Here is an 11,866-nt window from a genome sequence, read left to right on the forward strand (position 1 = left end):
CCGGGTCACACCCGCAGTACGTCGATCCCCAGGGCGGTGAACTCCTCGGCGACGTCCTCGGATGCGCCCCGGTCCGTGACCAGGATCGACACCGCACCGGTCTCGCAGACCTGGGCGAAGGCCCGGCGGCCGAGCTTGGAGGAGTCGGCCACCACGATCACCGTGCCCGCGCACTCGGCGAGGGCCCGGTTGGCGCCGGCCTCCGACTCGTCGTGCGTGGCCGCTCCGAAGCGGGGGTGCACGGCGTCCACGCCGAGGATCGTGTAGTCGAGGGCGAGGGTGCGCAGCACGGAGTCGACCAGCGGGCCGACGAGTTCGTACGAATGGGGCCTGGCCACCCCGCCGGTGACGACGATCTTCACCTGCGGGCGGACCGCCAGTTCGTTGGCGATGTTGATCGCGTTGGTGACCACGGTCAGCGCCACGCCTCCGCCCGCCGGCTCGGGCCGAAGCGCCAGCTCCCTGGCCACCTCGGAGGTCGTCGTGCCGCCGTTGAGGCCGACGGTGGACCCCGTCGGGACGAGTTCGGCGGCGGCCTTCGCGATGCGCTGCTTCTCGTCGGCCCTGCGGGCCGCCTTGTAGCGCAGCGGCAGGTCGTAGGCGACGGTGCTCACGACGGCCCCGCCCCGGGTGCGGGTCAGCAGGTTCTGCCGGGCGAGCTCGTCCAGGTCGCGGCGGACGGTGGCGGCGGAACAGCCGAGCTGTTCGGCGGCGTCGAGCACGTCGAGGTGGCCCTGGTCGCTGAGGATCTCCAGCAGCCGGGTCCATCGTGTGTGTGCCGCCACCTGGTCTCCCTTGCTCGCAGCGAACCCTATCGCCCGGGCCGGGCCAGGATGTCGAGCAGGCGCGCCACCTCCGCCGCGACGGCGTCGCGGGCCGGGCCGAGGTAGGCGCGGGTGTCGGCGGCGTCGGCGTGGTCGTCCAGATAGGCGCGGACGGCCCGGGTGAACAGTTTGTTCAGGTGAGTGGAGATGTTGACCTTCGTCATGCCCGCGCAGATCGCCGCGGCGAGGCCCGTGTCCCCGACGCCGGAGGAGCCGTGCAGGACGAGCGGGACGCCCACCGCGTCGCGCAGCCGTGAGATGAGCGCGAGGTCGAGCACGGCGTCGCGGGTCAGCATCGCGTGCGAACTGCCGACGGCCACGGCCAGCGCGTCGACGGCCGTGGCCTCCACGAAGGCCCGCGCCTCGTCCGGATCGGTCCGCACACCCGGGGCGTGCGCCCCGTCCTTGCCGCCGATCTCGCCGAGTTCCGCCTCCACCCAGACGCCGTGGCCGTGGCAGTAGGCGGTGATCTCGCGGGTGGCGGCGACGTTGTCGGCGTACGGCAGCGCCGATGCGTCGAACATGACGGAGGTGAAGCCGAGCCGGACCGCCTCGTGCACCAGCGCCGCCGACTCGGCGTGGTCGAGGTGCACGGCCACCGGCACGCCCGCCCGCCGGGCGACGGCGAGCGAGGCGAGCCCGATCGGTTCGAGGGCGCCGTGGTAGCGGGTGGTGTTCTCGCTGACCTGGAGGATCACCGGCAGCCCGGCGGCTTCCGCCCCGCCCACGATGGCCTGTGCGTGTTCGATCTGCACGACGTTGAAGGCCCCGACGCCGGTCGCGTCTCTCCGGGCGCCGTGCGTGATGTCACCGGTGGATATGAGCGGCATGGGCGTCCTTCGCGGGTGCGGGCTGCGTGAACCCAGGCGAATGGTGCTCGAAGTTGCTCATTTATAGCGCCTTTGGCGCAGGTCGGAAAAGAGCAGCCGCCTCCGTCGGGAACCGGAGGCGGCTGCTGAGGTGGTGACCGGAGAGGGCGGGACTACTCGCAGGCGACTCCGTCGCCGTCCCGGTCGAGGTGGGATCCGTATCCGGGGTCCCCTCGGTGGATGGGGGCGGCTCCCGCGGCGCGGACGGCGGTGCAGTTGGCGTAGGAGGTGTCGCCTCCGCCGGTGGAGCCCCCGCCGGAACTCCCGCCGGTGGAGCCCCCGCCGCTCGATCCGGAGGATCCGTACGGCTCGCAGCCGACTCCGTCGGCGTCCCGGTCCAGGTGGGCGGCGTAACCGGGGTCGCCCCGCCGGACGGGGGCCGCCCCGGCGGCCCGTGCGGCGTCGCAGTTCGCGTAGTACACGGAGGGTTCGGCGGGCTTCGTGGCCTTCGCCTTCGGTGTCCGGGCGACCGTGGGCGTCGGCGTCGGGGTGGGCGTCGGAGTCGGAGTGGGCTCGGCGACGGTGATCCGCACGACTGCGCTGTCGGCCGCAGGGCCCGCGCCCTTCACCGCGACGTCGTACGTGAACTCGTCCTCGCCGGCGTATCCGTCCGTGGGGGTGTAGACGAGCGTGGTGCCCTGCACCGTGACGGCCCCGTGCGGCGTCGGGCTGTCCACGGTGAGGCTGAATTCGGCGGGCCGGTAGGTATCCAGGAGTGCGGCGTCGGTGCCGGTCTCCAGGGTCACGCGGTCGTTGGCCAGCGCCTCGATCACGATCTCCTGGCCGGCCTCGGTGCTCGTCACGTCGTCGGCGAGCGCGAGCGCCCGCTGCGGGGAGGCCGATGCGGATGCCGCGGCGGGCTTCGCGTCCTGGGTCGTGACGCCGTCGTCGCCCCCGCATCCCGCCAGGGCCAGTGCCAGGACCGCGGCCCCCGCCGCCGTTCTGAGCCGGCCGTTCATCACTCGAGCGTTCATGTGCCCCCCAAGGCGTTTCCGTGCTGTTGTGCGGTGGAGGGGGTGATGCTCGCAGCGGCGATCCGGCGTGACGATGCTTTCCGTGGAAAGGAAGCGCAATTGTGATGAAAATGTGTAGAGGTGGTGGAGGGGTTCCGGGCGTTTTTCAGGCGGCGAGCCGTCCACCCTCCCGGGACAGCCCATTCCGGGCTCCCGGCCGGGTCAGGCCATGGCCTGGGTGCCGATGACGTCGAGGAGACCGAGCCGGGCGGCGGCATCGCTGCCGGGGGGCGCGGTGTACGCGACGACCCGTAGGTCGCTGCCCGCGGCGACCAGGACGTCGCAGTCGAGGGTGATCGTGCCGATGTCCGGGTGGGTGATGGTCTTGGCGCCGGACCGGTGGATGCCGACGATGCCCGAGTCCCACAGTGCGGCGAAGTCGGTGCCGGTCTCCCGCAGGTCCTTGATCAGGGAGCGCAGCCCCACGTCGGCGGGGTAGCGGGCCGTTGCCGCCCGGAGGTCGGCGACCATCGTCGCTTCGAAGGCGGCACGCTGCTCGGGGGTCTGGCGGACCCGGCCGGGCCGGCCGGCGAAGTGCCGCCAGACCACGTTGCGTTCGCGGCCGCGCAGCGCGGACGGGTCGCCGAGCAGCGCCGCCCAGGGCGGGTTCCACTCGACGAGGTTCCAGGCGGCGTCGTGGACGCTCAGCGGGGTGCGGTTCATCTGGTCGAGCAGCCGGCGCAGTCCGGGCGGGATGTGGGCCGAGATGTGGCCGGGCCCGGGCTCGGGCTGTCCTGCGAGGAGGTACAGGTAGGTGCGCTCGGTCTCCGAGAGGCGCAGGGCGCGGCTCAGCGAGGCGAGGACCTGCGGCGACGGGGAGGTGGCCCGGCCCTGCTCGAGCCGGGTGATGTAGTCGACGGACAGGGCGGCGAGCTGGGCCAGCTCCTCGCGACGGAGGCCCGTCGCGCGCCGTACTCCACCGGCGGGCAGACCTACGGTCTCCGGCGAGATCCGGTCCCGCCACCCGTGCAGGGCCCTGCCCAGGGCGTTGGAGCCCGGGTCCCCGGACGGGTTCGCGGACCGGGCCTTCGGCGGTGCTGTGTCCTTGGGTGCGCTCACCCGTCCAGTATCCGGGCGGAGTCCCGGAACAGCCTGGTACCGGCGGTCCACCCGTTACGGCGGGCACTCCCTGTTCCCCGGGGACACGGGCACGGTGAAGGCATCGACCAACCGTCTGTTGAACACGGGAGCGCCATCATGACCACCACCCTCATCACCGGGGCGAACAAGGGCCTCGGTTTCGAGACCGCACGCCGCCTCATCGAGGCCGGCCACACGGTCTACGTCGGGGCGCGCGACATCCGGCGCGGTGAGGAAGCGGCGGCGCGGCTCGGGGCGCGCTTCGTCCGGCTCGACGTCACGGACGAGGAGTCCGTCGAGGACGCCGCCGCGTTCGTACGGAAGGAGGCGGGCCGGCTGGACGTCCTGGTCAACAACGCCGGGATCGTCGGTGCCCGCAAGCCGGTGGGCGAGACGACCGGGGAGGACATGCGGAACACGTACGAGACCAACGTCTTCGGCGCCGTACGCGTGACCAAGGCGTTCCTGCCGCTGCTGGAGGCAGGGAAGGACCCGGTCGTCGTGAACGTGTCCAGCGGTCTCGGCTCACTGGCGGCGACGAACGACCCGGACCGCATCGAGTTCGGCGTGGCGGCGCTCGACTACAACTCGTCCAAGACCGCGCTGGTCATGGTGACGTCGCAGTACGCGAAGGCCTACCCGGGCATCAGGTTCAACGCCGTCGACCCCGGTTACACCGCCACCGACCTCAACGGGAACACGGGCCACAACACGGTGGAGGACGGCGCGGACATCATCGTCCGTATGGCACTCATCGACGCCGACGGCCCGACCGGTGGCTTCTTCGACGAGGCCGGCCCCGCCGCCTGGTGACGTGACCACTGCCCGGCCGGGCGGGCCTGACCTCCGAGCGGGCCGGCCGGGCCCGTGGGGCGAAACCGATGGCCCGGCGCCGGACCGAGCCCGTACGGTACGCGCATGACAGCGCAGCTCCGCCTCGAGAAGGTGACTCCGGACAACGTCCTCGCAGCGTGCCGGCTGAAGGTCGCACCGGGCCAGGAACGGTTCGTCGCACCGGTGGCACGGTCACTGGCCGAGGCGTACGCCGACCCGGGGACTGCCTGGCCCCGGCTGGTGTTCGACGGTGACCGGCTGGTCGGCTTCGTGATGGCCTTCTTCGACGTACGGTTCGACCCCGCGAACCCCGCGGACCGGCCCCGTTCCGGCCTCTGGCGGCTGGCCGTCGCGGCCGACGAGCAGGGCAAGGGGTACGGGCGGTTCGCGGTGAACTCCGTGTGCGAGGAGATCCTGCGGCGCGGACAGGAGCGGGTGACCGTGACCTGGACGCCGGGGGAGGGCGGCCCGGAGGAGTTCTATCTGCGGCTCGGGTTCCGGCGCACCGGGGAGATGAGCGAGGACGAGGTGGTCGGCGAGAAGGACCTCCACCACGCCTGACCGTGGCCCGTGACCGGTGATCCACATGCGGTCCTGGGCCGGGCGCGCGAGGATCGGGGGTACGGGCGGTGGGCCGGTCCGCGCCAAGGCCCCTCTCGGGCCCGGTTCTCCCTTCCAGGCGCTCCGGTCCGCCTCCCGGCCAAGCCACCAGGGGGGTCTGGAGGTACTGGATGCCGCGGCCCCTGTGGACAGGAGCGATCAGCTTCGGACTGGTCACGATCCCGATCAAGGTGGTGTCCGCCACCGAGAACCACGCGATCTCCTTCCACCAGTACCACCAGGAGGACATGGGCCGGATCCGCACCCGCAAGGTGTGCGAGGTCGACGGCAAGGTCCTCTCGCAGGACGAGATCGGCAAGGGCTACGAGGTCGCCAAGGACCGGACCGTGCCCGTCACGGACGAGGAACTCGACCGGATGCCGCTGCCGACGGCGAAGGCCATCGAGATCGTCGCGTTCGTCGAAGCCGACAGCATCGACCCCGTACGGATCAGCGACAGCTACTACCTCGCGGTCGACGGCCAGGTAGCCGCGAAGCCGTACGCCCTGCTGCGGCAGGCGCTGGAGCGCAGCGACAAGGTCGCCGTGGCGAAGTTCGCCTGGCACAACCGTGAGCGGCTCGGCCTGCTGCGGGTGCGGGAGGACGCGATCGTGCTGCACTCGATGCGCTGGCCGGACGAGATCCGCAGCCCCGCGTCCCTCGCCCCCCGGGAGACCGAGCTGGACGAGGGCGAGATCGAACGCGCCGTGCAGCTCACCGACAGCATGGCCCTCGACGACATCTCGGGCTTCCGTGACGGCTACCGGGAGGCTTTGGAGGAGCTGCTCGCGGCCAAGTCCGAGGGCAAGGCGCTGCCGGAGGCGGCGGGGCAGGAGGAGGAGGAGTCGGGGAAGGTCATGGACCTCATGGCCGCGCTGAACGCGTCGGTGAAGGCGGCCAAGGAGACGCGGGGCGAGGACGCGACCGTGCACGAGATGACGCCCGGCAAGCCCCGTACCCGCAAGAAGGCCGCCCCCGCCGCGAAGAAGACGGCTTCCAAGAAGACGGCGGCGGCCAAGAAGCAGCCTGCGAGGAAGACGGCCGCGAAGAAGCGCACCGCCTCCTGACCGGCGTCCAGGGCCCTCACCTCATGCGAGGTCGTCCGGCGCCAGGTCCGGGCGGAGCCGGTGCCAGGAGGGATGGCGCAGCCGGCCCGCCTTCGTCCGCGTCGCGTACCGCACCTCGCCGACCAGCCGGGGCAGCACCCAGTGGGCCCCGGCGACCGGTGGCGTCCCGTCGAAGGGGCAGGTGTCGACCGCGGCGACGTGGAGCAGTTCGGCGAGCCTCTGCCGCTCGGCGTCGCTCCACCCCGTGCCGACGCTGCCCGCATAGCGCAGGCCGCCGCCCGGGTGCCGCTCGCCGACCAGCAGTGCACCGGGCAGACCGCCCAGCCGCCCGCGTCCGGGCACCCAGCCGCCGACGATCACGTCTACCGTGCGGGCATGGCGGATCTTGATCCACGTACGGGCGCGCACCCCGGGTTCGTACACCGAGCTCAGCCGTTTCGCGATGACGCCCTCCAGACCGGCCTCACGTGTCATGGCCAGGGCCTCCTCGCCGTGTCCCACGACCACCGCGGGCGTCGACCAGTGCGGCCCTTGCAGCCCGAGCTCCTCCAGCGCCGCCCGCCGCTCGGTGTAGGGCAGGGGCAGAAGGCTCCGGCCGCGCAGGAACACGGCGTCGAACAGCACCAGGTGGGCCGGTACCAGCTGCGCCATACGGGCGGCCTTGCCGGGCGACCCGGAGAGCCCCATCCGTGACTGCAGCCGCTCGAAGTCACTGCGCCCCTGCTCGTCCGGCGCGACGATCTCACCGTCCAGCACCGCCGGTACGCCGCCGAGCGCCGCCCCGAGCGCCGCCAGATCCGGGTACGCCGGGGTGATGTCGGCCCCGGACCTGGCCAGCAGCTGGAGCGAACCGTCCCCCGGCAGACAGGCGATGGCGCGCTGGCCGTCCTGCTTCACCTCATAGGCCCACTGGTCGTCCACGGCGGCGGACGGCAGACGGCCTGGAGTGGCGAGCATGGGGGCGATCCGGGGCAGAGAGGCCATGGCAGCAGCCTCCCAGCAGTCACGCCGCCCGGCTCGCGGACACGGCCTACGCCTCGGCCGCGGCGCGGTACGTGCAGACCTGCACGCCGGTTCCGCTGGTCACCGTCGACACCAGGTGGAGGGGGCGCAGCACACCGTCCCCGGGGAAGACCGTCTTCCCGCCGCCGACGATCACCGGCATGATCATGAGCCGCAGCTCATCGGCCAGGCCCTCCCGCAGCAGGGTCCGCGCGAGGGTGGGGCTCCCCATGACCAGCAGGTCACGGCCCTCCGCCGCGCGCAGCTCCTGGATGCGGGCGACGGCCGAGCCGCCGGGGATGCGCGTGGTGTTGTCCCAGGTCAGCTCGTCGTCCCCGAGGGTGCTGGAGACGACGTACTTCGGGAGGGAGTTCATCCGGTCGGCGAAGGGGTCGCCCGCCCGCTCCGGCCACGCCCCGGCCATGTTCTGCCACGTGCGGCGCCCGAAGAGCAGGGCGTCGGCGTCCTTCAGCGCGGTGTCGAAGGCCCCGCCCACCACCTCGTCGAAGTACGGGTGCGACCAGCCGCCCTGCGTGAATCCGCCCTCGGTGTCCTCCTCGGGCCCGCCGGGCGCCTGCACGACGCCGTCCAGACTCATGAACTCACTGATGACGATGCGCACGGCTTCGCTCCTCTTTCCGTTCCGGATGTACGGCTGTGAAGACTGCCGCACGCCGGAAAAGTAACCGACAGGTATGACAATCGAGTTGAGGGGCCGGAAACTGCCGGCCGCCTGGCCGGGCAGATACGCGTCCGTCCGCCCGAGCCGCGCGCCGGCCGCCATGATGGCGTGGGCGCCGACCGGCCGCCCTCGCCGAGGTGGCGGGTCGGGTGCGTGGGACGGGATCAGCCGAAGAGGCCGTGGGCAGCTTTCCTGAACGCCTTTTTCGTGTCCGGCGCGAGAGCCGAGTGGTCGACGAGACCGTCGTCCCGCAGGGCCGCGTCGTGCGGGACACGCACCACGTTCCGCACGAGAGGGCCGATCAGTGCTTCCGCTTCGTCGAGACCGGTCCGCCCGGCGGCAGTACCGGTGAGGTCGGACAGGATCAGGAGGGCGTCGGACACGAGCGACGCGTGACGGTGCTGCGCGATCCAGCCCAGTTCGGCGACGGTCCCGGCCACCTGGTCCGGGTCGCCTGAGCAGGCGACCACGAGCCGGTCGATGTCGCCGAAGGTCCCGCGCAGCGATGGTCCCGGCGGTGCGAAACCGCCGGTGAAGTCGACCACGAGGGTGCCCATCCTGCGCATGCGGGAGAGGATGTCCCGGTGTTCGCGGGCCGGGGGCGGCGGCTGTCCCGCCGGAGCGTGCTGGTGGACGAAGTCCGCACGGTTGGAGTCCTTGAGCGTCACCCAGACCCCGGTGGGGGAGAGCCGGACGTCGGCGGGGGAGAGCGTCGCCGACACCTGGTAGCCGGGGAGCCCGTGCCGGTGCGCGGCCCCTCCGTCGGCCACCATGCGGTATCCGAGTACGTGGGTCGCAGGATCGAACGGCAGCATCAGCACGGGCGGACGCCGGGAGGCGGGGGCCGCCGCGGCGAGGGCGGAAGCGAGCTGTACGGCCACGGTCGACCGCCCGCAGCCCGTTCCCGCGCCGAACACCAGGGCGAGACGGCCCGGGCGGTTCGTCCCGTCGTCGAGCGGACGGATGACGGTTTCCTCGCCGGCCTTCGTACGGCGGCGGAGGTTACGGCGTGAGATCTGCTCGGGGCGGCCCGGCAGGCGGAACCACCGTGTGAGCTGGCGTCCCCGGAGGCCCGGCTGGTGTGCCGCGGGCGGGTGGTCGGCCGCGGGGGGCTCTTCGCCCGGGACCGGGATCTCGGGTGCGGGCGGCGGCGGCGCGGGGAGCAGGAGGCGCGGGTCCGGCGCGGCTCTCGGGGACAGATCGAGCCGGGCTCGGTCGACGACGTCCCTCGTACTGGCGGGCAGCCACCAGAAGAACGGCTGCAGGAACGCGTCGCGGGGGACGCGGTCACGGAAGGCGGCCAGCATGGACTCCGCGGTCATCGCCCTGTGGTGCGCCGGGAGTGTCAGGAAGGGGCGGAGGATCGCGGCCAGGGACGGGTCCGAGATCTCGTCGACGAGTTCACGGCCCACCGCAGGTGCGTCGTCGTCACCGGTCAGAAGGGGCGCGAACCTCCTCCCGCCCATCGGGTGCCGGTCCGCCCGGGCCCCGAGGAGTCCGAGCAGGGCGGCGAGCGCACGTACGTCTCCGCCGGCCGGCCGGCCGGTGCCGGGGTCGGCGACCTCGGCACGGTGCCAGCCGACGAGCAGCGGTCCGTCGAGGGTGAGCAGGATGCGGTCGGCCGTCAGATGGCCGTGTACGACTCCCGCACTGTGGCTGTGGTCGAGGGCCGAGGCGAGCCGCTGGCCGAGCACCAGGATCAGGTCCGTACTGAAGCGTTCGTACATGCGCAGGCCTATGGCCAGGGCCTGCAGTGTCGGCGCTCCGTATCCCGACTTGCCGATGGCCCCGGTGGCGGCCGCCCAGGGGGTGGGGGCGCTCAGGTCGGCGTCGAGGAGGGAGGGCAGACAGGGGTGGTCGAACCGGGCGAGGACGAGGGCTTCCCGGCGTATCAGGGAGACACCCTGGGGGAATTTCGGGAGCGGTACCCGGATCACAGCTGTGTGCCCGTCCTTCTCCCCGGCGAACAGATCGGGCTTGTCACGCCACCCCGGGGCCTGACCGGTGATCCGGTATCCGCCGATGGGCTTCTGGACATGGAAGGCGAGGTGGTCGACGGCGGACCAGTCGCTCCGCATCTGTGAGTACCCCACCAGCGGGTAATTGGGGTAGATGCTCCCCGGCGGGCTGAGCCGGATCTCCTGCGGCAGCGTGGGCTGTTCGGCCCACTCCTGCGCCGACAGGCCGGTCAGCCCGAGGCGGTCCTGGAGCGCCGGGCTCAGCCAGGCGAAGGCACTGCTGTCCTCGGGCAGCCGGCTCGTCCCGTCAGGGCGGTCCAGCCAGGCGGGGAAGTCCGGTGAACGGCCCACCAGTTCGGCGATGTGCTCGGAGACCCGGCGGGTGGAGGCCAGGACCTCGGTGGTGGGGACGGCGTCCAGGAGGATGTCCCGTGAGTGGCTGCTGAACGCGAAGACACGCTGCTGGGGCAGGACCGTGGCGGACGGAGGACCGTGCTCCGCCTCCGCCGGACGCAGCATGCCGCTCAGGAACACCTCGGCCAGGTGAGCCGTGGTGACCGGACGCGGGAGCGAGTGGACCACGAGGCGCATCACCGGGACCGTCAGCGGTGACACCGCCGCGAGATGGGCGGCCAGACGGTACGCCTCGGGCGACACGGCGCGGCGGAAGCGCCGCACCTCCGCGTCGGGCAGGACGCGTCGGGCCGACCCCTTCGTGCGCGAGGAGGCCCGGACACCCGACGGCCGCTGCCGTTCCGCCGCCTCCGCGTCCCACAGGGCCAGCACGCCTCCGGGGCCTCCGGACGCGGTGACCCTGGCCCAGTCGGCGAATGACCGGGGCGACGGTGTCAGGACGGGGACGGGCGTCATGCCGGACGCGGGCAGCGGCTCCGGCAGCACAGGATCCCGCACCCGCCACGTGGAGTTGGCGGCCCCCGGGCCTGGCGCCCGCACCGACCAGCGGCGGGTGGGCAGTCCGGAACCCCGCCACATGCGCGGCGGCAGCGTGTGGATCACCGCGGTGGGACCGTGCGACGCCCAGCGGGACAGCACGGACCGCATGGCACCGGTGCGCCACCCGGGGCCGGCCCCGTCGGAGATCACCAGGGTCATGGTCCGGCCCGACGGGTCGGTGAGCACCTCGGCGGACACGGCCGGCGCGTCCGGCACGAAGGGGCGCGAGCTGAGCCTCGGTGCCCGGCCGGGCCTCAGCCGTAGCCCGTAGGTACGGATCTGGCGGAAGGCGCCGAGGTGCGCGAGCAGCGAGTTGAGCTCCGAGCAGAGCTGCTGCCACAGGAGCATCGAGACACCGTCGTCCACGACGACGACGAGGTCCAGCCAGCGTTCACGGGCGGGGCGTGTCACCACGTCGAGGAAACCCGAGTGGGCGATCTGCGCCGCGGTCTCCGCCTCGTCCAGTTCCTCGGCCGACGGATGCGGGCGGTACTGCTTCAGCGGCCGCAGCGCGCGGGCCGTACGTAACGGGAGGGCGAGCGCGTGCGGATGGGGGATGCGCACGGGCAGGGCGCGGCTCCGGTCCTCGACGGGCTCCGCCGCTGTCCCGGTCCCGGGGACGTCGGGGCCGTCTTCCCGGCTCGGGTCCTCCGGGACGACGTCATCGGGGCCGTCGCTGCCGTCCGCCCGGGGCGCTTCCTCCGGCGGGGCGGCGGCGTGCAGTGCGGCCCGTGGCGGCTCGTCCTCCGGCGCGTCCGGCCGCCCGGCCGTCCCCGTCGCCTCCGGCCAGGCGGTCACCTGTGGGGCGTCGGATTCCGCGGCCGTGCCGGGCGGCCGGACGTCCACGCCCTGGAGACCCGCGGCCACTGCCAGAGGCGCGTCGGGCGGCATACGCTCGGCCAGCCACAGCAAGTCGACCAGCTCCTCGGCGGTGACGTCGAAGCCGACGTCCCGCAGCACGGAGAGCAGACGGTCGGGCACGG

General features: G+C 72.8%; 10 protein-coding genes. 3 read left to right on the forward strand and 7 right to left on the reverse strand.

What is annotated here, in order from left to right; genetic code table 11:
• Positions 1-5: 5 nt before the first annotated feature.
• The 4 genes from ACFYSH_RS19390 to ACFYSH_RS19405 form a co-directional block, all read right to left on the reverse strand.
• Positions 6-785, reverse strand: coding sequence for a DeoR/GlpR family DNA-binding transcription regulator (locus ACFYSH_RS19390; RefSeq protein ID WP_388753920.1), 780 nt, complete (start codon positions 783-785; stop codon positions 6-8).
• A 26-nt stretch (positions 786-811) separates the two neighbouring features.
• The gene (locus ACFYSH_RS19395; RefSeq protein ID WP_388753923.1) at positions 812-1,654 is read right to left on the reverse strand and encodes a ketose-bisphosphate aldolase; all 843 of its coding nucleotides are present in this window, start codon (positions 1,652-1,654) and stop codon (positions 812-814) included.
• A gap of 152 nt (positions 1,655-1,806) precedes the next feature.
• Positions 1,807-2,652, reverse strand: coding sequence for an excalibur calcium-binding domain-containing protein (locus tag ACFYSH_RS19400; RefSeq protein ID WP_388753926.1), 846 nt, complete (start codon positions 2,650-2,652; stop codon positions 1,807-1,809).
• Positions 2,653-2,868: 216 nt separating this feature from the next.
• A complete protein-coding gene (locus ACFYSH_RS19405) occupies positions 2,869-3,765 on the reverse strand; it encodes a helix-turn-helix transcriptional regulator (RefSeq protein ID WP_388753929.1) in 897 nt (298 codons plus the stop codon).
• A 138-nt stretch (positions 3,766-3,903) separates the two neighbouring features.
• Between ACFYSH_RS19405 and ACFYSH_RS19410 the strand changes: the two genes are divergently transcribed.
• The 3 genes from ACFYSH_RS19410 to ACFYSH_RS19420 all read left to right on the forward strand — a co-directional run bounded on the left by ACFYSH_RS19410 (position 3,904) and on the right by ACFYSH_RS19420 (position 6,287).
• Positions 3,904-4,599 carry an SDR family oxidoreductase gene (locus ACFYSH_RS19410; RefSeq protein ID WP_359464619.1) on the forward strand — a complete coding sequence of 232 codons (696 nt, stop codon included), beginning with the start codon at positions 3,904-3,906 and terminating at the stop codon, positions 4,597-4,599.
• 105 nt (positions 4,600-4,704) lie between these two features.
• On the forward strand, positions 4,705-5,181 hold the full coding sequence (locus tag ACFYSH_RS19415) for a GNAT family N-acetyltransferase (protein WP_359464617.1): 477 nt from the start codon (positions 4,705-4,707) through the stop codon (positions 5,179-5,181).
• Positions 5,182-5,351: 170 nt separating this feature from the next.
• Positions 5,352-6,287, forward strand: a complete 936-nt coding sequence (locus tag ACFYSH_RS19420) for a Ku protein (RefSeq protein ID WP_359464615.1) — start codon at positions 5,352-5,354, stop codon at positions 6,285-6,287.
• Between the two features lie 21 nt (positions 6,288-6,308).
• Here the strand turns inward: ACFYSH_RS19420 and ligD are convergent, their stop codons facing one another.
• The 3 genes from ligD to ACFYSH_RS19435 all read right to left on the reverse strand — a co-directional run bounded on the left by ligD (position 6,309) and on the right by ACFYSH_RS19435 (position 11,864).
• The gene (gene ligD, locus ACFYSH_RS19425; RefSeq protein WP_388753934.1) at positions 6,309-7,271 is read right to left on the reverse strand and encodes a non-homologous end-joining DNA ligase; all 963 of its coding nucleotides are present in this window, start codon (positions 7,269-7,271) and stop codon (positions 6,309-6,311) included.
• Positions 7,272-7,317: 46 nt separating this feature from the next.
• On the reverse strand, positions 7,318-7,911 hold the full coding sequence (locus ACFYSH_RS19430) for a dihydrofolate reductase family protein (protein ID WP_388753937.1): 594 nt from the start codon (positions 7,909-7,911) through the stop codon (positions 7,318-7,320).
• A gap of 224 nt (positions 7,912-8,135) precedes the next feature.
• On the reverse strand, positions 8,136-11,864 hold the full coding sequence (locus ACFYSH_RS19435; protein ID WP_388753940.1) for an SAV_2336 N-terminal domain-related protein: 3,729 nt from the start codon (positions 11,862-11,864) through the stop codon (positions 8,136-8,138).
• Positions 11,865-11,866 lie beyond the last annotated feature (2 nt).

Source organism: Streptomyces sp. NPDC005791 (assembly GCF_042871485.1).
Lineage (GTDB): Bacteria > Actinomycetota > Actinomycetes > Streptomycetales > Streptomycetaceae > Streptomyces.

Bases quoted from the DNA above. Each gene is read 5' to 3' on its own strand.
- ACFYSH_RS19395 (WP_388753923.1), bottom strand. From the start codon at position 1,654: ATGCCGCTCATATCCACCGGTGACATCACGCACGGCGCCCGGAGAGAC.
- ACFYSH_RS19420 (WP_359464615.1), top strand. From the start codon at position 5,352: ATGCCGCGGCCCCTGTGGACAGGAGCGATCAGCTTCGGACTGGTCACG.
- ACFYSH_RS19410 (WP_359464619.1), top strand. From the start codon at position 3,904: ATGACCACCACCCTCATCACCGGGGCGAACAAGGGCCTCGGTTTCGAG.
- ACFYSH_RS19415 (WP_359464617.1), top strand. From the start codon at position 4,705: ATGACAGCGCAGCTCCGCCTCGAGAAGGTGACTCCGGACAACGTCCTC.
- ACFYSH_RS19400 (WP_388753926.1), bottom strand. From the start codon at position 2,652: ATGAACGGCCGGCTCAGAACGGCGGCGGGGGCCGCGGTCCTGGCACTG.
- ligD (WP_388753934.1), bottom strand. From the start codon at position 7,271: ATGGCCTCTCTGCCCCGGATCGCCCCCATGCTCGCCACTCCAGGCCGT.